The organism is Microbacterium sp. S308A+ (assembly GCF_049800815.1).
In the GTDB taxonomy this organism is placed as follows: Bacteria; Actinomycetota; Actinomycetes; order Actinomycetales; family Microbacteriaceae; genus Microbacterium.
In genome coordinates, this window is the sequence record NZ_JBNAFT010000003.1 from 1 (window position 1) to 19,036 (window position 19,036).

General features: G+C 70.1%; 16 protein-coding genes. 6 read left to right on the forward strand and 10 right to left on the reverse strand.

The features are described from left to right. On the reverse strand, nt 1-1,442 hold a 1,442-nt coding region (locus tag ACP15J_RS09505; RefSeq protein WP_424980940.1), incomplete at its 3' end, for a lipase family alpha/beta hydrolase. A gap of 311 nt (nt 1,443-1,753) precedes the next feature. Continuing rightward, nucleotides 1,754-3,436: an RCC1 domain-containing protein gene (locus ACP15J_RS09510; protein ID WP_424936757.1), complete on the reverse strand. Its 1,683-nt coding sequence runs from the start codon at nt 3,434-3,436 to the stop codon at nt 1,754-1,756. A gap of 257 nt (nt 3,437-3,693) precedes the next feature. Between ACP15J_RS09510 and ACP15J_RS09515 the strand changes: the two genes are divergently transcribed. Next, the gene (locus tag ACP15J_RS09515; RefSeq protein ID WP_424936758.1) at nt 3,694-4,602 is read left to right on the forward strand and encodes a helix-turn-helix domain-containing protein; all 909 of its coding nucleotides are present in this window, start codon (nt 3,694-3,696) and stop codon (nt 4,600-4,602) included. Nucleotides 4,603-4,628: 26 nt separating this feature from the next. On the opposite strand, the gene ACP15J_RS09520 is transcribed toward ACP15J_RS09515, so the two are convergent. Next, a complete protein-coding gene (locus ACP15J_RS09520; RefSeq protein ID WP_424936759.1) occupies nt 4,629-4,823 on the reverse strand; it encodes a hypothetical protein in 195 nt (64 codons plus the stop codon). Between the two features lie 193 nt (nt 4,824-5,016). Here ACP15J_RS09520 and ACP15J_RS09525 point away from each other — a divergent pair, with 193 nt between their 5' ends. The 4 genes from ACP15J_RS09525 to ACP15J_RS09540 are packed head-to-tail and all read left to right on the forward strand — an operon-like array spanning nt 5,017 to nt 8,942. Next, complete coding sequence (locus ACP15J_RS09525) at nt 5,017-5,697, forward strand: TetR/AcrR family transcriptional regulator (protein ID WP_424936760.1); 681 nt, start codon at nt 5,017-5,019, stop codon at nt 5,695-5,697. Then, nucleotides 5,694-6,476 carry a hypothetical protein gene (locus tag ACP15J_RS09530; protein ID WP_424980926.1) on the forward strand — a complete coding sequence of 261 codons (783 nt, stop codon included), beginning with the start codon at nt 5,694-5,696 and terminating at the stop codon, nt 6,474-6,476. Before ACP15J_RS09525 ends, ACP15J_RS09530 begins: the two co-directional genes overlap by 4 nt. Next, nucleotides 6,473-8,416 carry a YhgE/Pip family protein gene (locus tag ACP15J_RS09535; RefSeq protein ID WP_424936762.1) on the forward strand — a complete coding sequence of 648 codons (1,944 nt, stop codon included), beginning with the start codon at nt 6,473-6,475 and terminating at the stop codon, nt 8,414-8,416. Before ACP15J_RS09530 ends, ACP15J_RS09535 begins: the two co-directional genes overlap by 4 nt. A 49-nt stretch (nt 8,417-8,465) precedes the next feature. After that, nucleotides 8,466-8,942, forward strand: coding sequence for a GNAT family N-acetyltransferase (locus tag ACP15J_RS09540; RefSeq protein ID WP_424936763.1), 477 nt, complete (start codon nt 8,466-8,468; stop codon nt 8,940-8,942). A 102-nt stretch (nt 8,943-9,044) separates the two neighbouring features. Here the strand turns inward: ACP15J_RS09540 and mnhG are convergent, their stop codons facing one another. The 7 genes from mnhG to ACP15J_RS09575 form a co-directional block, all read right to left on the reverse strand. Further along, nucleotides 9,045-9,437 carry a monovalent cation/H(+) antiporter subunit G gene (gene mnhG / locus ACP15J_RS09545; protein WP_424936764.1) on the reverse strand — a complete coding sequence of 131 codons (393 nt, stop codon included), beginning with the start codon at nt 9,435-9,437 and terminating at the stop codon, nt 9,045-9,047. Next, nucleotides 9,434-9,703 (reverse strand): monovalent cation/H+ antiporter complex subunit F, encoded by a 270-nt coding sequence (locus ACP15J_RS09550; RefSeq protein ID WP_424936765.1) that lies wholly within the window; start codon nt 9,701-9,703, stop codon nt 9,434-9,436. Before ACP15J_RS09550 ends, mnhG begins: the two co-directional genes overlap by 4 nt. Further along, nucleotides 9,700-10,323: a Na+/H+ antiporter subunit E gene (locus ACP15J_RS09555; RefSeq protein ID WP_424936766.1), complete on the reverse strand. Its 624-nt coding sequence runs from the start codon at nt 10,321-10,323 to the stop codon at nt 9,700-9,702. The genes ACP15J_RS09550 and ACP15J_RS09555 overlap by 4 nt, the downstream gene beginning before the upstream one ends. After that, the gene (locus ACP15J_RS09560) at nt 10,320-11,903 is read right to left on the reverse strand and encodes a Na+/H+ antiporter subunit D (protein WP_424936767.1); all 1,584 of its coding nucleotides are present in this window, start codon (nt 11,901-11,903) and stop codon (nt 10,320-10,322) included. Before ACP15J_RS09560 ends, ACP15J_RS09555 begins: the two co-directional genes overlap by 4 nt. Beyond that, complete coding sequence (locus ACP15J_RS09565) at nt 11,900-12,514, reverse strand: Na(+)/H(+) antiporter subunit C (protein WP_424936768.1); 615 nt, start codon at nt 12,512-12,514, stop codon at nt 11,900-11,902. Before ACP15J_RS09565 ends, ACP15J_RS09560 begins: the two co-directional genes overlap by 4 nt. Further along, nucleotides 12,514-15,486, reverse strand: coding sequence for a Na+/H+ antiporter subunit A (locus tag ACP15J_RS09570; protein WP_424936769.1), 2,973 nt, complete (start codon nt 15,484-15,486; stop codon nt 12,514-12,516). Before ACP15J_RS09570 ends, ACP15J_RS09565 begins: the two co-directional genes overlap by 1 nt. A 116-nt stretch (nt 15,487-15,602) precedes the next feature. Continuing rightward, on the reverse strand, nt 15,603-16,667 hold the full coding sequence (locus ACP15J_RS09575; RefSeq protein WP_424936770.1) for a LacI family DNA-binding transcriptional regulator: 1,065 nt from the start codon (nt 16,665-16,667) through the stop codon (nt 15,603-15,605). Between the two features lie 179 nt (nt 16,668-16,846). On the opposite strand from ACP15J_RS09575, the gene ACP15J_RS09580 reads away from it, so the two are divergent. After that, the gene (locus tag ACP15J_RS09580; protein WP_424936771.1) at nt 16,847-18,073 is read left to right on the forward strand and encodes an MFS transporter; all 1,227 of its coding nucleotides are present in this window, start codon (nt 16,847-16,849) and stop codon (nt 18,071-18,073) included. Nucleotides 18,074-19,036 lie beyond the last annotated feature (963 nt).

Consider the following 19,036-nt stretch of genomic DNA (forward strand, 5'->3'; position numbering starts at 1 on the left):
GGGACGGTGATCGTGGTCGACCCGTCCGCGAACCGGGCCACCGACCCGTCCGCGATCGTCAACGTGACCGGCTCGCCCTCCGCGACCGGGAGACCGGTGCCCGCGGTGACCTGCACGGTCACGTCCGTGGTCTCCACCATCGACACGGCCTCGATGTTCGCGATCTGCGGACCCGCAGCCGTGATCATCGCCCCGGGGTAGACGAACGGGTCCCACCCGGGCTGGACCCCACCGGTCCGGGTGAGCGCATCCGCCGTGGCGGGCATGTCCGACAAGAACCGGACCGTCGTCGAGGTCGACGTCGGCGTGAACGTGTACAGGTATGCCTGCCAGTCCGGCCCCGCCCCCGGGGTCTGCGTCGCCGTGAGCGGGAGGACATACTCGGTGTGGGCCGTGCCCTCCCCGGTGTCCGCATACAGCGCTGCCTCGCGGATGGCCTGCCCGTTCGCGCCACGCAGGGTGTCGACGTTCGTCGACGCGAGGAAACGCACCGTCACCGGAACCCCGGGCCTGGTCGCCAACGTCGTCTGAATCCCCCCGAACGCCGCAGCCCCATTCAAGTCGACCGACCGCACCCCGACACCCAGCCCCGTGTCCGCCTCCCCGTAGACCTCGGCGCCGGCGCCGATGGCTGTCCACCCGTTCAGCCATGTCTCACCCGCGGCGAGCGTCCGACGCTCCGCCGGCCCCACCGGAGTGGCACCCGTGTCTGTAAACGACCCGTTCACCACCGGGAGGGGAACACCCATCGGAAGGACAGCGTTCGAGCGGGAAGCGCCGCAGGCAGGCTCCTCACCCCGAAGAGCGGACGACACGATCGTGTACACCGACACATCCGCCGGCATCCCCACCGGCGCACCCCAATGATTCGCCGTCAACCCCGGAGCATTGCACGCCTGCTGAAGGTTCAGGTTCGTCACGTTCGGCTGCGGGTGCGTCACCCAACTCCCGTCCAACGCCTGACCCGCCGCGGGAATATACGAACCACCCTCCGCAACGCCCGAGGAGAACAGCGGGGGCGTGATCGTGTCATCACCCGTCGTGCCCACCGCCGTATACCGCACCGGCCCCGGCGCCGGATCCCCCGCATTCAACGCCTTCAAGAACCCCGACCCCCACGCCATATCCCGACACGCCTGCTGCGTCAGAATGCACAACGGGTTCTTCCCATCCCCCATCGTCCCCTGCTGCACCCCGGCAAGGCTCACATACTGGTCGACAACACTGTCCAACCCGTTGTACTTAATCGCATACCGACCGATCGCACCACCCTGCGAGAACCCAACGAAACCAACCTTGTCCGCACCCACCTCATCCCGGAACGCCCGCACCTGATCCGCGATGATCGCCGCCGACGCCGCGATACTCCCCGTCCCCGAACGAGGATCCCCAGACCCATCCGCACCCGGATCCAACGTCCCGTCCGCCGCAGGAATCCCCATCACCTTCACCGTGTAACCCTCAGGCCTTCAGCCGGTCCGCCAACTGGGTCATGTTCTCCGCCTGACCCCACGTCCCCGCCAACAGGAACACCCCACGCACATCCGCAGCAACCGCCACACCCACAGGCACCAACGCACCCGCCGCGGCGACCACACCCACAGCCACCACAGCCACAACCCGACCCAAAAACCTCAACCCAACCCCCCAAAAAAAGACCAGCCACTAAAGATAGCCGACGCGACTCCACTCCGTCGCTGGCATACGACGAAGCGGCCGCCAGTCGTCCTTCTGGCGGCCGCTTCCCGATCGTCTAGACGATTCCGCGGTCCCGGGCGGGAACGGGGATCGGGGAGACGTAGTCACCCTTGACGAACATTCCCCACCGGTAAGTGCCGATATCGGTGGCGTTGGTGACGCCAGCCAGGGTGGTCGGGACAGCGAGAGCACCCGGGGTGCCGTTGTAGCTGTTGCCCCACGTCTTCACCGTCCCGTCGGGGAAGATCGCCGACCCGCCATACTGCCAGAAGACCACACGGTCGGCACCCTGCAGCTGCGGGTTGAGCGTCGGCGTGGCCGCCGAGGCCCCATTGAGTCCCAGCATGTTCTGAGCGCCCTCGACGTTTGCGTCTCCCCAGACGTAGACGTCACCGGCACTGTTCTTTGCCGCGAAACCAGTGAAATCACCCCAGATCTTGGTCACGCCGGCGAGACCGGGGACCATCGTCGGGGTCGTGACCTGGCTTGGAGAGCCCGTCCCGCTGAGGTTGCGGTCCCCGCGCCCCCAGGTCCACACGTTGCCGTCGGCGTCAACGGCTTTCGCCGAAGCGGCCCCGTTGACATCTACGCCAGCTGCGGCAACGTCGACGATCGAGACGCCAGTCGGGAACACGACGCGCTCGGCGAAGAGGTTGTTCGCTGTGCTTCCGTCTCCGTTGCCGCCCTGGACTCCATGGCCCCATGCCCAAAGAACGCCGTCCTCCCCCAGGGCGTATCCGTTGGTCGGTCCAGCGGCGATCTTGGCAATCCCGGTCAGTGGAACCCCGGGGGCGGTGAGGACCGGCGTCGGCGTGAGAGTCTGCACCCCGCCATTGCCGCCCTGACCCTCCGGCCAGCGAACGGATCCCGTGCTGGTGAGCACAGCGCCGTCGCTCTTGAGGATGATGACGCCATCCTCCATCGACTCCGCCTGGACCACACCGCTCCCCGCGGGAAGCACCTCGATCGGAGACAATGCAGGATGCGGAGTGTTCGCACCGGTGCCGAGCTCGTAATAGACGTTACGACCCCACCCGTACAGGCCACCATCGGTCGTGACAGCGAAGCCCTGTGCCGTCCAGCCGCCCTGCGAGAACCTCGAGACCGTCACACCCGCAGGAAGATTGCTCACCGGATAGAGCGAGTCATAGATACCCGGCTTGTCCGCACGCGTCGTGTTTCCACTCGAGCCCACGACCGCCGTGGCATTCTCATGCGGCGCGAAAGCGTCCTGATACCCCACGGAGTAGAAGGCGCCGGGGCTCACCGTCACCGGGAGCGTCGTGCTCGGCGCCGTGGCCGCAGACGTCACCGTCGCCGTGATCGTCCCCGACCCCGCCTTCTCCCCCGTCACCCGGTTCGCCGCAGGAATCGTGAACGATGACGCCGACCCCGTATACGTATACGTCGTGGTCCCATCAGCGAACTTCAACCCGCCACCCAGCACCACCGTGACGACCTTCGCCGTCGTGTCCGGCGACCCATCCGCAAGCTTCACCGTCACCGTCGTCTCCACCTCACGCGTCACAAGGACATCGTTCGGCTTCGACGTCACCGCATTCGGCGCCACCGACACCGCCACCAGAGGACTCACCGACGCCGACGCACCCGGCACCGCCGCCGTAACAGCGATCACCGGGATCGACCACGCCGCACCCTTGACGATCGTGCGACGAGGAACCCCACCGCCGAGCAACAGATCCTCTGTCGCGATCTGGTCGTTTCTCATTTCCCCCATTGAGGACTCCTTTTCATTCCGGTCGAAGGCATCGGGTCCACGGCAGAGTGCCGACGGACAAGCGCTATCCATTGAGGCATTCCGAGCCCGGATATGACGGGTCGGCGAAGGAACTCCGGAGTTTCGGACCGATTCGGTAGGAGATTCGCGTAGAGACGGTGAGGGGGCACGGTCAGAGACGTCCCACAGGCATCAGACTCGTGGGCGCTCTCTCGATCCGACGCCCAGATGTCGACCCTGCTACCAGTTAGGGCCAGATGAACCCCCGACCACCGACGCACCGCCGTGCCCGTCAACGGCAGCATTCGCTGAGCGCTCTGGGCTGGTCGGCGCGACGGGGGGGAGACCCCTCGTCCGTCGAGCTGGCGACGGCGGCGACGTGGACGGTCGCTCGCGTGTGGTCGGCGCCGGGGATGCTCGTCGCCCACCCGGCGGGTGAACAGATCCACCGAGTCATCCTCGGCGTGGACGGAGCCGTCGCGCTCGTCGTCGACGGCGTGGAGCTGACCTTGGCTCCGCGGGAGATCGTCGTGCTCCCAGGAGCGTCCACGATCACGGCGGAGAGCGGCGCGCTCTGGGCGCGCTGCGAATGGCTGCTCAACTCCGTGGCTCTGGAGCATCCGCGTCTTGCGGGCCACCTGAACACTCCGCACCGGCTCACCGCCGAGCACTATGCGCTGATGACAACGATGACCAACGTGATCAGCACGGCACCCGCCTTCGGCACGTCCGCCGGATCACGGACGCTTCTCGGTGCGCTGGCCGCGACGGCGGCGACGGCGATCGTCGACGCCACGGGGAAGAGGATCGACCTCTCCCCCGCTCAGGCCGAGCTCGTGGAGCGGGCGACGGACATCATCGAGGCGAACCACCGAGACCCGGACTTCACCGTACGGGCCCTCTTCCGGGGGATGGCGATCTCGGAGACGCACCTCCACCATCTGTTCTCGTTGCTCGGGACCACGCCGCGTCAGGCCATCGAGGCGCGCCGGGTCGCGACCGCGCGGTCGCTGCTGGCGCTCACCCCTCGGCGAGGCCCTGGCGCACTGGGAGACATCGCCGTGCGGGCGGGGTTCCGCACCGTGCGGACCATGCAGGCGGCCATCGCCCGCCAAGAGCGTCAGGGAGGCAGGCCGAACTCCACGCCTCTACGTGGCACCCCTTAGGGGAGAGGCGTGCAAAGCGGAAACCGCTATCGAGCGGCGTCGGCCTCAATGCGGACCTGTCCGGCCCGCGGGCGGGAGGAGACGACGATGCCGATGATCGCTGCCAGCACGGCAAAAGCGGTGAGCAACAGCGGCGCGACGAAACCGATCGTGAAAGAGGCGACAAACGAGCCGATTGCGAGAACGGCGGTGATGACAAACCAGGTGATCGGATTACGCATGCGCACACGGTAAGCACGTGAACTGGGAGCGACCTGACAGCACCTCGTCGACGGCCCCGGGCGGCAGCCGTCGGCTCCTGTCAGGCTGCTCTGTATGTTCGCACTCCGCCAGGACGCCGCGATCGGTCGTGCTCCCTGTGAGTTCACCGAATCATCTTGCACATATGCGTGCAAGATACCCTAGACTGGCCTGATGACCGAGAGTCCCGTCCCCCGCCGTCAGCGCCGGGATGCCACCGAGAACCGGGTGGGCATCCTCGCTGCCGCGACACGTGCACTGGCCCACGACCCGCATGCCTCCGTGGATCAGATCGCGCGTGAGGCCGGTCTCAGCCGACGCGCCCTCTACGGCCACTTCGACGATCGCGGCGCCCTGGTGCGCGAGCTCGTCGCCACCGGCGCCGAGCGCTTCAACGCGATCGCCCGACGCGTGGACGAGCCGGACGCCCGCATCGCGCTCCTCCGGCTCACCATCGAGCTGTGGCAGGAGGCCGCGCATGTGCAGGTCGCCGCCGCGGTCGCGCTCGACGAGGCCCACGTCGAGCAGACCGCGGATGCCCTCGCCCCCCTCCGTCGGGCGCTGGCGGAGATCGTCCGTCGCGGGCAGGAGGAGGAGCAGCTGCGCACCGACATCACCGCCCCCACCCTCGCCCGCCTCATCGAGGAGACGGCGCGGACGGTCGTCGCCCGCACCGACCCCTCCTCAGCCGCCGCGGGCGAGATCGCCGTCCGCGCCGTGCTCAGCATCGCGGGCCTCTCCTGGCGCGAGGCGGACGCCCTCATCACCGCCCACACCGCCCCCTCTCCGACAGGCCCCGCGCCGTCCGACGGGGACTCGCACACATCGGGGTCCCCGGAAGGAACACGCCGATGAGGGTCGCACTGCACGGAGTGAGCATGGGACGTCGCGGGCCGGCGCGGCCCCCCCCCGCGCGGGGGAAAGAGAGCCGGCACCCCCCGGTAGTCCGCGCCGAGACCGAGCCCCGGCCGACGGTCCTCGGCCTCATCGCCAGCGGGCGGATGCGCCCCGACAGCGGCGAGGTCACCATCGACGGCGCGAGGAACGCCGCGGACCTCCGCCTCCGGATGGCCCTCGTGGACGCCCCGGACGTGAGCGACCCGCATCCTGGCGTCACGGTCGCCGCCGTGGTCGGCGAGGAGCTCATGTTCGCCGGGCAGCCGGCGACGCCGGTCCACGCCCGGCGCTGGCTCGCCGAGCTCGGCTTCGACGACATCGCCGGGCAGCCGATCGGCACCGTCTCGCCGGCCGCACGGGTGCGGATCCTCAGCGAGCTCACGGTACTGCGCGACGGCGTGGAGGGGTTCGTGCTCGTCTCCCCCGATCGCCACGGCGGGCGACCGGACGGCTGGTGGCGGATCGCCTCCGAGTTCGCGGACCGCGGCTTCGCCGTGCTCGTGATCGTGGGCGGGTCCGCGGCCGCCGTGATCGAAAGGCTCCCGGAGACACTCGCCTCGGACAGACTCTCCGACGCGACCCTGCCGATCACCCCTCTCGCCGACATCGACGCCACGATCCTGGCGTCTGCCGGCGAGGGCACTGATGCTGGTGAGGGCACTGATGCCGGTGAGGGCGCCGGCGACCCCACCCCCGAGGACGGCCAGCCGGCCGGCGAGAACGGAGACGACCGATGAAGGTCCCCGCGATGATCGGCGCCGAGCTTCGCCGCCTCACCGCCAGTCCGATGGCGGTCATCGCGCTCATCGCCCTGATGTGCGTGCCGGTGCTCTACGGCGGCCTCTACCTGTGGGCCAACCAGGACCCCTACGGCAGGTTCCCCGACGTGCCCGTGGCTCTCGTCGTCGAGGACGAGGGCGCCACCTCCTCGGCCGCCGGCGGGGCCACCGACTACGGCGAGAAGGTCGCCGAGAACCTGCTCGAGGGGAAGGCCTTCGACTGGCGGCGGATGGACGCCCGCGAGGCCTCCGAGGCCCTGCACGACGGCGAGGTCGACTTCACGGTCACGATTCCGAAGAGCTTCTCGACCGCTCTCACCTCGGCGGCGGGGGACACGCCGCACCAGGCACGGATCGAACTGGAGACGAACGACGCGAACAACTACCTCGCCTCCTCGATCGGGTCGGCGGCCGTGGAACGGATCCGTCGCTCGGTCGCCGAGATGGTGGGGACCGAGGCGGCCAACCGCCTCCTCACCGGCCTCAGCGACGTCCGCGACAAGCTGTCCGACGCCGCCGCCGGCGCCGGACAGCTCCTCGACGGCGCGAACTCGGCATCCGCCGGCAGCACGAAGCTCGCGGACGGCTCATCGCAGCTCGCCGACGGCACCACACGGCTGGCCGACGGCACCGCGCAACTGGCCGACGGCACCGCGCAGCTGGCCGACGGAGCGCAGCGACTCGCCGGCGGCGCCGCATCTCTCGCCGACGGCGCCCAGCGGGTCAGCGCAGGCAATCAGCAGGTCGCTGCGTACGCGAACGAGGTCGGAGCGGCAATGCAGCAGGCGACCGACGAGCTTCCGCAGGCCCGCGCGGATCTCGCCTCCGCACTCGCGAACCAGGGCCTCACCCCGGCGCAGGTCGACGCGGTGCTCGGCGCCCTCGACCCGCTGGCTGATCGAATCCGCTCGGGCAACGACGCCGCGCAGGCGGCGATCGGGAAGATCGACCAGCTGGCCGCCGGCAGCGCCGCCGTCGCCGAGGGCGGATCGAACCTCGCGTCCGGCGCACAACAGCTCTCCGCCGGTGCGAGCACAGCCGCCTCGGGCGCCGCCACCGCCCGTGACGGAGCTGGCGCCCTTCGCGACGGCGCCAGCGCGCTCCGCGACGGCGCGGGCGCGCTCCGCGACGGCCTCGGCACGCTCGGCGCGGGCATCGGGCAGCTTCGCGACGGCCTGGCGTCCGGTGTGCAGGCGATCCCGGCCTCCACACCGGAGCTGCGCGACGCGCAGTCGAAGACGATCGCGGACCCGGTCCAGGTCACCTCGGACAAGGTCGCCGCAGCGAAGGACTACGGTCAGGGCCTCGCACCGTTCTTCGCGGCCCTGGCCGGATGGATCGGCATCTACGCACTGTTCCTCATCGTCAAGCCGATCTCCCGCCGCGCCGTCACGGCACTGCACTCCCCGCTGAGGATCACTCTCGCCGGCTGGCTCACCCCGGCCGGACTCGGTGCCCTGCAGATGGTCGGGCTGCTGGGCGTGCTCTCGATCGCGCTCGGCTTCACGTTCGACAATCCCTGGGGAGCCCTGGGTGTGATGGTGCTGGCTTCGGCGACGTACGCGGCGATCATCCTCGCGCTGAACGTCTGGCTGGGATCGGTCGGGCAGTTCGTCGGACTGGTGCTCATGGTGCTGCAACTGGTCACCGCCGGCGGGACCTTCCCCTGGCAGACCCTCCCCGCACCGCTGGCCTGGCTGCACCATGTGCTGCCGATGGGCTACGTCGTGGACGCGATGCGCCAGCTCATGTACGGCGGAGTACTGTCGCGCGCCCTGACCGACCTCACGGTGCTGGGGGCGTGGCTGATCGGCGGACTGGTGCTGGCCGCTATCGGAGTGACGCGGATGACCCACCGGCGCACCCTGCGCGATCTCCGGCCCAGCCTGATCGGCTAGCCGGGATCACGGCTGGCCTCGGCCTGTGGAAGGATGCGACCATGTCGGGATGACGACCGTACGCACCCGGACCATGACCCCCGCCGAGTACGAGACCTGGGCGCGGCTCCTCGGCGTGGCCTATGCCGAGGAGCAGGTCGCGGCAGGGCGCTGGCCACGCGAGGGCGCTCTACAACGAGCGCTCGACGAGAACGCCCGCCAGCTCCCTCAGGGTGCCGAGACCGCAGGGATGCTCGTGCTCCAAGGCCTCGACCGAGCCGGTGCCCCGGTCGGGCACGCCTGGGTCGCCCTCGACCCTCCGCACACGACCGCGGGGATCGCCTTCCTCAACGACATCGAGGTGCGACCGGAGCGACGGGGACAGGGCTGGGGCCGGGCGCTCCTGGCTGCCGTCGAGGAGGCCACGCGCGAGGTCGGGGCCACCGCGCTGGAGCTCAACGTCTTCGGGCGCAACGAGGCGGCGATCCGGCTCTACGCGAACGCCGGATACGACGTGGTCACGCAGCAGATGCGCAAGCCTCTCTGAGCCGTGCCCCTCGTCCGGTTCGCGCCGGAGGGGAGCGTGGACGCGCAGGACCGGCGTCCGGGTCGCACCAGGGCGTCGGCTGGCGACGCGAGCCGGCCGCCGTCAGCCGCCGGCGGCCGGCGGGGTCTCGGTGGACTCGGCCAGCTCGTCCACCACGAGCGAGCGGCGATCGATCGTGCCGTTGCGATAGGCCTGCCGACCCACCATGTGCGCCGAGAGCGGCGCGGTCGCGAACTGCATCAGGAGGACCGGGATCACGAGGGCCACGCCGAGCACGGTCCCGATGACCGAACGCTGCGACAACGCGATCGCGAGGCAGATCACGAGCAGCCCGAGCACCTGCGGCTTGGTCGCCGCGTGCAGCCGGGTCGGGACGTCGCGGAACCGGAGCAGACCGATCGCCGCGGTCAGGCACAGCAGGGCGCCGAGAAGCACGAGCACCCACACTGTGACGTCGATCACGGCGTCGGGGATCCGGAGGTCGAACAGGCTCATGGCGTCGTGTTGTCCCTTCTCGCCACATACCGCGCGACCGAGATCGAGCCGAAGACGCCCACCGCCGCGACGATGAGCAGCACCGGGAGGGTGCGGGTGTGCTGGTTGATCGCCATCTCCGCGCCGAGCACGCAGATGATCTCGGTCAGCAGCACGTCGGAGGCGACGGCGCGGTCGAGGATCGACGGACCGATCGCGATGCGGACGACGGTGAGGATCGCGGCGATCCCGAACACGATCATGACCACCAGGAGAAGCGGGTTCACGATCCCTCCCCTCTCGCAGCGCCGCGATCGACACCGCGGCCGGCGGCGGCCCCCTCGGCCGCCGCCCTCTGGTCCGCGCGGAGGGCGCGGTACTGGGCCGGCGTGCCGAGCGCCCGCACGATGCGCCGCTCCCAGCGCAGCACGCCCTCGCGCTGCCTGTCGACGTCGGCGCGCGAACGGACGCCGATCACGTGAAGGTACAGCGTGCGCGTGTCGCGGTCGGCCTCGACCACGAGCGAGCCGGGGATGAGCGACGAGGTCACGGCGATGTGCGTCATCACCAGGTCGTCGGCGTAGCGCAGCGGGACGGCCATGATCGCGGTGCCGGGCTGGCGACGCGGGTCGAGCACCTGTGCCGCGACGCTGAGAGAGCCGTGCACCACCGCGGCGAGGAACTGGACGACGAGGACAAGTGCCCACCAGAGGTTCACTCGCCCCGAGAGCTCGATGGTCGGCAGGCGGAACACCCTCGTCACGAACACGGCAACGACCACGCCCGTGACCACCGACAACGGAGTGAACTGCCCCCACAGCAGCATCCACAGCACGACCAGCCAGACGAGGAAGGGCAGCTGCTGCCCGATCTCGCGCCAGAGCCCGCGCTTCGCCTCCCGGCTCACCGCCCCTCCTCCCCGTCGACCGTGTCGTCCGCGCTGTCCGCGCCGTCCAGGGGCATGTAGGCGATCGGCTGCAGGAGGGCGTCGCCGATCCGGTCGCACAGGGCGTAGATCGGCCCGGCGAACACGGTGAGCGCAAGCGTGACCGCGACCATCCCGCCGGTGGCGACGGTCATGATCCGCGGGATGCGCCGGCGCTCCTGCTGCTCCTCGGCCGCGGGGGCCTTGCCCAGGTAGGCGATGCGCTCCTCGGTGTCTGTGGGCTCTTCCTCCTCGCGCCAGAACGCGAGGTTCCAGGCACGCATGAGGGCGTAGAGCGTGAGGAGGGAGGTGACGACACCACCGACGATCAGCACGATCATGAGCGGGGTGCCCACCTCGGCTGCCGCCTCGAAGAGGGCGAACTTGCCGATGAAGCCCGAGAACGGCGGCAGGCCGCCGAGGTTGATCGCCGGCACGAAGTACAGCACCGCGATCACCGGCGCGGCCCTCATCAGCCCTTTCACGCGCAGGATCGACGTGCTCCCGGCCCGGCGCTCGACGAGCCCCACCGCGAGGAACAGGGTGGTCTGCACGACGATGTGGTGGACGATGTAGTAGATGGTGGCGCCGATCGCGGCCGGGGTCGCGATCGCGAGCCCGAACACCATGTAGCCGACATGGCTCACGAGGGTGAACGACAGGATCCGCTTCAGCTCCGCCTGGGCCACGGCTCCGAGAACGCCGACGACCATGGTCGCGAGCGCGACGATCATCAGCAGCGTGTCGATGCTGTTCGAGGCGAAGAGCTGCGTCTCGGTGCGGATGAGGGCGTACACGCCGACCTTCGTGAGCAGCCCCGCGAACACCGCGGTGACCGGGGCGGGGGCGGTGGGATACGAGTCCGGCAGCCAGAACGAGACCGGGAAGACCGCCGCCTTGATCCCGAACGCGATCACCAGGAGCAGATGCAGCACGAGCTGCGTGTCCTGCGGGATCTCGCCCATCCGCATCGCGATCTGAGCCATGTTGACGGTGCCGAGGGCCCCGTAGATCATCGCGATCGCCGCGAGGAAGAGGATCGACGACACGAGCGACACGACGATGTACACCGCGCCCGTGCGGATCCGCGACTCGGTGCTGCCCAGGGTGATCAGCACGTACGACGCCACCAGGAGGATCTCGAAGCCGACGTAGAGGTTGAACAGGTCGCCCGCGATGAAGGCGTTGAAGATCCCGGCGGACAGGATCAGGTACGACGGGTTGAAGATCGAGATCGGGGTCTCCTCAGCCCCGTCCGCAGAGCCCTGCCCGATCGAGAACAGCAGGACCGCGAGCAGGACGATGCTCGACACGAGCACGAGGAGGGCCGCGAGCCGATCGACGTAGAGGACGATCCCGAACGGCGCGGGCCATCCGCCCACCTCGACCGCGATGGGCGCCGAGCCGTCGACGGTGACCAGCAGCACCGCGGCGATCACCGAGACGACGGCGAGCGTGATCACCGAGACGATCACCTGCACCCTCGTGTTCCGCCCGAAGACGAGAGTGACCGCGGCGCCCAGCAGGGGCAGGGCGACCAGGAGGGGAACCAGTGCGCTCATCGCTCGCCCTCCCCCTCGTCCCGTGCGGCCTCGTCCCGTGCGTCCTCGTCCCGTGCGTCCTCGGTCCGGCGCCCGGCCGATCGTCCGTCGTCCCGCTCCGCCCCGGACGCGATCGGCCGGTCCGTCGGCGCGTCGTCGACGATCGTGGCGATGTCCCGGTGGTGCAGGACGCGGATGGGCGAGGTGTCCACGCCGACGAAGTCGGTGGTCGCCTCGTCGTCAGCCAGGTCGCTCTCGTCGTCCATGAGGTCTTCCTCGACCTCGGTGCGCTCGCGCAGCGCGATGTCGTCCTCGTCGTCCTCGACCGTGTCAGCCCGCCCCAGCTGCCAGGAGCGGTAGATGAGGGCGAGCAGGAACGCCGAGACCGCGAAGGTGATCACGATCGCGGTGAGCGTCAGGGCCTGCGGCAGCGGATCGCTCACCGAGCCGTCGGCGCCGAAGAACGGGGCGAGCCCCGGCCTGCCCATCACGATCAGGAGCAGCAGGTTCGTGGCGTTGCCGAGCAGCAGGAAGCCGATGAGCACGCGGGTGAGGCTGCGTTCGAGCATCGCGTACACGCCGCAGGCGAAGAGCACGGCCATGATGACGATGAGGGCGAGGGACACATCCATCAGACGCTCACCCCCCGCTCGCGCAGCTCCTGGGTCTGCCGGTCGACCTCGGCCCCGAGGCTGCGCAGGACGTCGAGCACGAGCCCGATGACGACGAGATACACGCCGACGTCGAAGATCGTGGAGGTGACGAGCTCGACGTGCCCGAGGACGGGGAGCTCGGCCTCCCACAGCACGCTCTCCAACGGCGCCAGGCCGAACAGCAGCGGCGCCACGGCGGTGCCGACGGCGAGGATGAGCCCCGCGCCGAGGAGGCGCCCTGCATCGGTCGGCGACGCGGCGCCGAGCTCCCAGCGTCCGCCGGCGATGTAGCGCATCACGAGCGCCATGCCGGCCACGAGGCCGCCGGCGAAGCCGCCGCCCGGGGAGTTGTGACCGGCGAAGAGCAGGAAGATCGAGACGACGATGATCGTGTGGAAGAGGATCCGCACGATCACCTCGAGCAGGATCGAGCGGTTCTCCGGCTTCATCTGAGTGCCGCCGACGAGCCAGGCCCGGCGCACGCCCTGGTCCTCCGGAGTCTGGAAGCGCAGGCCCTCCGTGGTCTCCACGAGCGGGCGCCGGCGCGCGCGCCGCGCGCTGTTCGCCGTGCCGGTGCCGGCGGGATCGGGCAACGCGCTGATCGCGCTCAGCCGGTCGGCGCGATGGGTGACGAACACGAGGGAGGCGACGCCGGTCGCCGCGAGGACGAGCACGGACAGCTCGCCCATCGTGTCCCACCCGCGGAGGTCGACGAGCGCGACGTTGACGACGTTCTTGCCGTAGCCGAACTCGTAGGCGATCTGCGGGAAGGCGTCCGAGATCGGCTCCGTGACGCGCGCGCTGGTGGCGAGGACGGCCACGAGCGCCATGGTGAGGCCCACCGCCGCGCCCAGCACCGCGCGCGGGAGCCGGCCGACGGAGGCGTTGTGCTCGCCCATCTGCGCAGGGAGCCGGCGCAGGACCAAGGCGAAGGTCACCAGGGTCACCGTCTCCACGAGGATCTGGGTGAGGGCGAGATCCGGCGCACCGCTCGTCGCGAAGAGCACCACCATCCCGAGGCCGGTCACGGAAACGAGCACCACGCCCGTGTACCGCTTGTGCGCGCGGACCGCGAGGACGCCGGCGGCGACCATGATCGGGGCCACGACCAGCTGGATCGGCGTATGCCAGCCGCTCAGCTGCGCACGGGCCGGGTCGCCCGCGATGAGCGCGGTGAGCTCGGCCGAGACGACGACGATGAAGATCGTCCCCACGTAGACCGGGAGCGAGCCACGCTGGGTGAGCGCTGTCGTCAGCACCGACAGGCGATCGATCCCGCGCATGATCGTGTAGTACACGTCCTGCGCGGTGAACGGGAGCAGACGCCTCTTCCCCTCGCCGGCCGCCCTGCCCGCGACGACGAAGAGGACGAGACCGAGGGCCACCGCGCCCAGCGAGAGGAACAGCGCGGGAGCGAACCCGTGCCACAGCGCGAGATGGCCGGGCGGCAGGGCTTCCCCGTCGAACGCAGGGACCTGCGCGGTGATCGCGTAGCCGTAGAGCGCCGCGTCCACGAAGGGTGCCGCGAGGCCAGCGGCGAGCGAGGCGCCCGCGAGGACGACGGGGGCGACGAGGAAGCCGAAGGGTGGATCCGGCCATTCCGTTGTCGGCATATGTCCGCCCTCGGGCGCCTTCTTTCGCCAGAAGGCCCCCCAGAGGAAGCGCGCGCCATAGGCGACCGTGAGGATCGAGCCGAGAATGACGCCGCCGAAGGCCACGATCCCCCAGGGCGATCCGCGCAGCGCCTCGTCGAAGAGCGCCGCCAGGGTCGACTCCTTCGCGACGAACCCGATCGTGGGCGGAACGCCCATCATCGATCCGATCGCGACGAAGGCGGCGGTGGCCATCACCGGGGCCTGCCGGCCGACGCCGGAGAGCTCGGTGATGTCACGCGTGGAGAGCTGCCGGTCGATCACGCCGACGATGAGGAACAGCGCCGACTTGAACAGGGCGTGGCCGATGACCAGCGCGAGGCCGGCGAGCGCCGCGTCCGGCGTCCCGTAGCCCAGGACCACCATGAAGAAGCCGAGCTGGCTCACGGTGCCGAAGGCGAGGATGCGCTTGAGGTCGGTCTCGCGGAGCGCCTGCAGGCCGCCGAGCAGCATCGTGATCACGCCGAGGCTGATCGCGACGGGTCGCCAGGGGGCGGACAGCGCGAAGACCGGGGCGAAGCGGGCGACGAGATAGACCCCCGCCTTCACCATCGCGGCGGCGTGGAGGTAGGCGCTCACCGGGGTGGGCGCCGCCATGGCGCCGGGGAGCCAGAAATGGAAGGGGAAGATCGCGGACTTGCTGAGCGCGCCGAGCAGGAGCAGCACGACGGCCGCGTCCACGAGCGGGCCGGCGGGCGCCTCCGCCAGGATCCTCGCGATGCTGGTGGTGCCGGTGTCGACGACGAGCAGAACCACGCCGACGAACATCGCGAGCCCGCCGAAGGTGGTCACCAGCAGCGCCTGGAGCGCGGCTCGACGGCTCGTGCCACGGCGGTGGTAGTAGCCGATGAGCAGGTAGGAGAGGATGCTGGTGATCTCCCAGAACATGACCAGCAGCACGAGATCGTCGGTGAGGACCAGGCCGTACATCGCCCCGGCGAAGGCGAGAAGCACTGCCGCGAACTGGCCGAGGCGATCCTTCGAGCCGCGGAAGTACCAGCGGCAGTAGAGCAGCACGAGCGCTCCGACGCCCGTGACGATGAGGGTCATCACCCACCCGAGCACGTCCATGCGCATCGAGAGCGAGAGACCCAGCTGCGGGATCCACGGGACCGACTCCACCGGGATGGAGGCGTCCCCCGCCTCGGCGTCCATCACCCGCGGGGTCATCAGCACCGCATGAGCGAACGCCGCCGCCGGCACGAGCGCCGCGGCGACGAAGGCGCGCTCCCCGATCGCGCGCACGAGGAGCGGCAACAGGAGGGCCGCGGCGGCGAACACGGCGAGGAGCATCAGCATGGGCGGCTCCTCTGGCTCGTCGGTCGTGAGGCGACACAGGCGGGCGGGTTCTCGTCCATTTTAAGGGCCGGCTGAGAGGGCACGGCGCGGAGGTCACATGCCGGCACGGGAATATCTCAGGCGCGACCGGTCGTCGAGCCCTCGCGGAAGACGCAGCTGAATCGGATGGACGCGCCCTTCTCCCCGCTCAGCATGCGGGCGACCGCCTCGCCGGCAGCCCGCCCCTTCTCCGTCGCCGGCTGCACCGCGGTGGTCAGGACGTGATCGCCGAGACCGTCCACCCTGATCCCGTCGAATCCCGTGACGCTCACGTCCTCCGGGACGCGCAGACCCAGGTCTTCCGCGGCACGGATGACGCCGGCGGCGAGCAGATCGCTTTGCGCCACGACGGCGGTCGGGCGTGTCGCGGGATCTTCGAGGAGGGTCCGTCCCGCGATCACCCCCTCGTCGATGAAGCTGCCCGCCGCCGAGACGGCACGGGCGTCCGGGAAGACGTCTCTGGTGCCCTGCAGCCGCTCGCCGGCGACCTCCACGGTCATCGTGCCCAGGCGCTCGGGGGTGACGTCGCCCCTGCTCCGATCGGTGCTCAGCGGCAGCGTCACGACGCCGACACGCTCGTGCCCGAGCCCGCGCAGGTGGCGGGCGATCTGGCCCGCCGCCTCCCTGTTGTCCAGTTCGATGCGCGGCACGCCCTCGCCGGCGTCCCCCTCGATCACCACGACGGGAAGGCCCCTGGCCCGCACCGAGGCGAGGGTGTCACGGGTACGCCCGCTGCAGCCGATGAGCACGACCGCGTCCACCGGGGCGGTGTCCACAGACGGCGCCTCCTCCGTGGCTCCCGCCTCGTCGCGGAGGAGGAGGACCCCGGCGCCGAGCTCGGCGAGCGCGTCGGTGAGCCCGTCCATCATCGCGATCTTCACCGGGTCGCGGAACGCCGTGCGCAGGTGCTCCTCCAGCACCACCGCCACGATCCCGCTCCTGCCGCGGCGAAGGGACGCCGCCCGGGGATCGGGTCCGGCGTAGCCGAGCTCGGCCGCCGCGGCCAGCACGCGATCACGGGTCGCTGCCGCCACCGGGGCCTTGCCGCTGAACACCACGGAGGCGGTGGAGGGCGAGACGCCGGCCGCCCGCGCCACGTCGGCGATGGTCGCGCGACGCGGGGCGCCTGGCGAGGAGGTCATGTCCCGAGGATACGACGGCGTCTTCGGCCACGCCCCATCCTCCAGCGCCGGAGGCTCGCCTTCCCGACGCGCACGGCGGCGGCCCTGGTCAGACCCGGACCGGGATCTCTAGGTGACGAGCGCGTGGGCGTCGCCGTCCGGCTCATGACAGGATCGAATCGATTCGATAGCCTGGTCCGATGGACACCGCCCTCTCCCGTTCCCAGTTCGTGCGCTGGCGCACCGCGATCTTCGCCATCTTCCTGGCCAGCGGTCTGTCCGTCGCGACATGGGCTGCCAGGGTCCCGAACATCAAGAGCGCACTCGAGATTGACAAGGCGCAGGTGGGCCTGCTGCTCCTCGGAGCGGGCATCGCCTCGATCGTCGGCATCTCGACGAGTCCCGCCGTCATGGCCCGCACCGGCGCACGCAAGGGGATGCTGATCTCGCTGCTCGTCGTGGCCGCGGGCGTGGGGATGATCGGGATCGGAACCGATGTCCTGCACTCCTACCCCGTGGTACTCCTGGGTCTGGCGCTGTTCGGCCTCGGCAACGGCTGCGTGGACGTGATGATGAACGTCGAGGCGACCGCCGTCGAGCAGCACACGGGAAAGACGATCCTTCCCCTCTTCCACGCCTTCTTCAGCTTCGGCACCGTCATCGGCGCCGGCCTCGGCGCCCTCGCCGCGTCGCTCCATGTGAACGTCGCCGTGCACACGCTCGTCGTCGCCGCCCTCATCGCGCTGACCGCGATCGTGTCCATCGCGAACGTCCCGAACCGGGAGGAGGCACAGGACATCGTCGCGGGCGAGTCGAGGCCTGCATTCCGGGAGCGCATGCACACCGCGCTCGAACCCTGGCGCGAGCCGCGCACATACGCGCTCGGCGTGGTGATGCTCGGCATGTCGTTCGCCGAGGGAGGGGCCAACGACTGGCTGGCCCTCGGCGTCTCGGAAGACCACGGCGCCGGCCCCGCTCTCGGCGCCGCAGCGCTGGCCGCCTTCTCGGTCGCGATGACGACGGTACGGATCTTCGGCGGTCCGCTCGTGGACCGATTCGGACGGGTGATCATCCTGCGCCTGCTGGCCACCACCGCCGCAGCCGGGATCCTGCTGTTCATCCTCGCGCCGAACGTGCCGCTGGTCTTCCTCGGCGCCGTGCTCTGGGGGATCGGCGCGTCGCTCGGGTTCCCCCTGGGGATGTCCGCCGCTGCGGACGATCCGGCCAAGGCCGCGGCACGGGTGAGCGCGGCCGCGACGATCGGCTACGTCGCCTTCCTCGGCGGCCCTCCGGTGCTGGGCTTCGTCAGCGAGCACATCGGCCTGCTGAACACCCTCTACGTCCTCGCCGCCCTCGCCGTGGCCTCCGGTCTCTTCTCCGGCGCCGCACGCCCGCTCCGGGAGGAGGAGAGGACCCCCGTCGCCTGACCACCGAGCCCTGCGTGATCTGGGAAGCGCCCAGGGCGTTTTCGTGTCCCGGGCGTTCTTTGTCCCCTGCCCGCGGCCGGTTCGTCCCGTCTTCACGAGTCCGCGTTGCCGCGGGAGCAGAGTGAATGGTGGTGTGATCTCTCATGAGACGGAACCACATGGCGCGAGCCAGGCTCGGGATCGGCGCGGCCATGGCCGCCACTCTGATGACCGGCCTCCTGGCCCTGTCCTCAGTGCCAGCATCCGCTGCGGACGGCGTCGTCAACGGGCTGATCACCACCTCGGGCGGACCCATCACCCAGGTCTCGCTCGGGGCGGACCTGCGCTCGCAGCTGGTGCACAGGACTCTCGGCGGCGCATACTTCCAGCCCGCGGAGATGCCCGCGTCCAACACGGGGCCGATCATCGTGGACTCCGCCAATCAGGTGCTGTACACCGACGGGGCCGGCACCCCGGACGGACAGAGCTCGGGAGGCGCCGGGACCCGGACGGACCCTTACTGGATCTCGGCCACGCGCACGGTCGCGAACACCCTGAAGATCACGAAGACGGACAGCTATGTTCCCGGCGACGCCTTTGTGACGAGCAGGCTGACCTACACGAATCTGTCCGCGTCGAGCACCTCCCTGCAGATGTCGTACTGGGTCGACTGTTTCCTCGGCGGCGCAGACCAGGGAACGCAAGCGGTCGGTCAGGGCGCCGCCCGGTGCATCAACGGCGCGAACAACATCCTCCTGGTCAGTCGATCGGCCGGCGCACACTTCATCGCCGGCCTCTACGGCTCGGTCGAGGCGAACGCGGCGACCTACGGCGGTCTCGGAGACAGCTGCATCGGCAGCTGCAGCACCCCGGTGGACAATGGCATGGCGATCGGCTGGCAGTTCACCGCCGCTCCCGGTGAGCAGGTCGAGCGCACCTTCCTCTCCTCCTACACGGACGTGGCCGCCTTCGCGAACCTCGCCC

Bases quoted from the DNA above. Each gene is read 5' to 3' on its own strand.
- ACP15J_RS09510 (WP_424936757.1), bottom strand. From the start codon at position 3,436: ATGGGGGAAATGAGAAACGACCAGATCGCGACAGAGGATCTGTTGCTC.
- ACP15J_RS09515 (WP_424936758.1), top strand. From the start codon at position 3,694: ATGAACCCCCGACCACCGACGCACCGCCGTGCCCGTCAACGGCAGCAT.
- ACP15J_RS09520 (WP_424936759.1), bottom strand. From the start codon at position 4,823: ATGCGTAATCCGATCACCTGGTTTGTCATCACCGCCGTTCTCGCAATC.
- ACP15J_RS09525 (WP_424936760.1), top strand. From the start codon at position 5,017: ATGACCGAGAGTCCCGTCCCCCGCCGTCAGCGCCGGGATGCCACCGAG.
- ACP15J_RS09530 (WP_424980926.1), top strand. From the start codon at position 5,694: ATGAGGGTCGCACTGCACGGAGTGAGCATGGGACGTCGCGGGCCGGCG.
- ACP15J_RS09535 (WP_424936762.1), top strand. From the start codon at position 6,473: ATGAAGGTCCCCGCGATGATCGGCGCCGAGCTTCGCCGCCTCACCGCC.
- ACP15J_RS09540 (WP_424936763.1), top strand. From the start codon at position 8,466: ATGACGACCGTACGCACCCGGACCATGACCCCCGCCGAGTACGAGACC.
- mnhG (WP_424936764.1), bottom strand. From the start codon at position 9,437: ATGAGCCTGTTCGACCTCCGGATCCCCGACGCCGTGATCGACGTCACA.
- ACP15J_RS09560 (WP_424936767.1), bottom strand. From the start codon at position 11,903: ATGAGCGCACTGGTTCCCCTCCTGGTCGCCCTGCCCCTGCTGGGCGCC.
- ACP15J_RS09565 (WP_424936768.1), bottom strand. From the start codon at position 12,514: ATGGATGTGTCCCTCGCCCTCATCGTCATCATGGCCGTGCTCTTCGCC.
- ACP15J_RS09570 (WP_424936769.1), bottom strand. From the start codon at position 15,486: ATGCTGATGCTCCTCGCCGTGTTCGCCGCCGCGGCCCTCCTGTTGCCG.
- ACP15J_RS09575 (WP_424936770.1), bottom strand. From the start codon at position 16,667: ATGACCTCCTCGCCAGGCGCCCCGCGTCGCGCGACCATCGCCGACGTG.
- ACP15J_RS09580 (WP_424936771.1), top strand. From the start codon at position 16,847: ATGGACACCGCCCTCTCCCGTTCCCAGTTCGTGCGCTGGCGCACCGCG.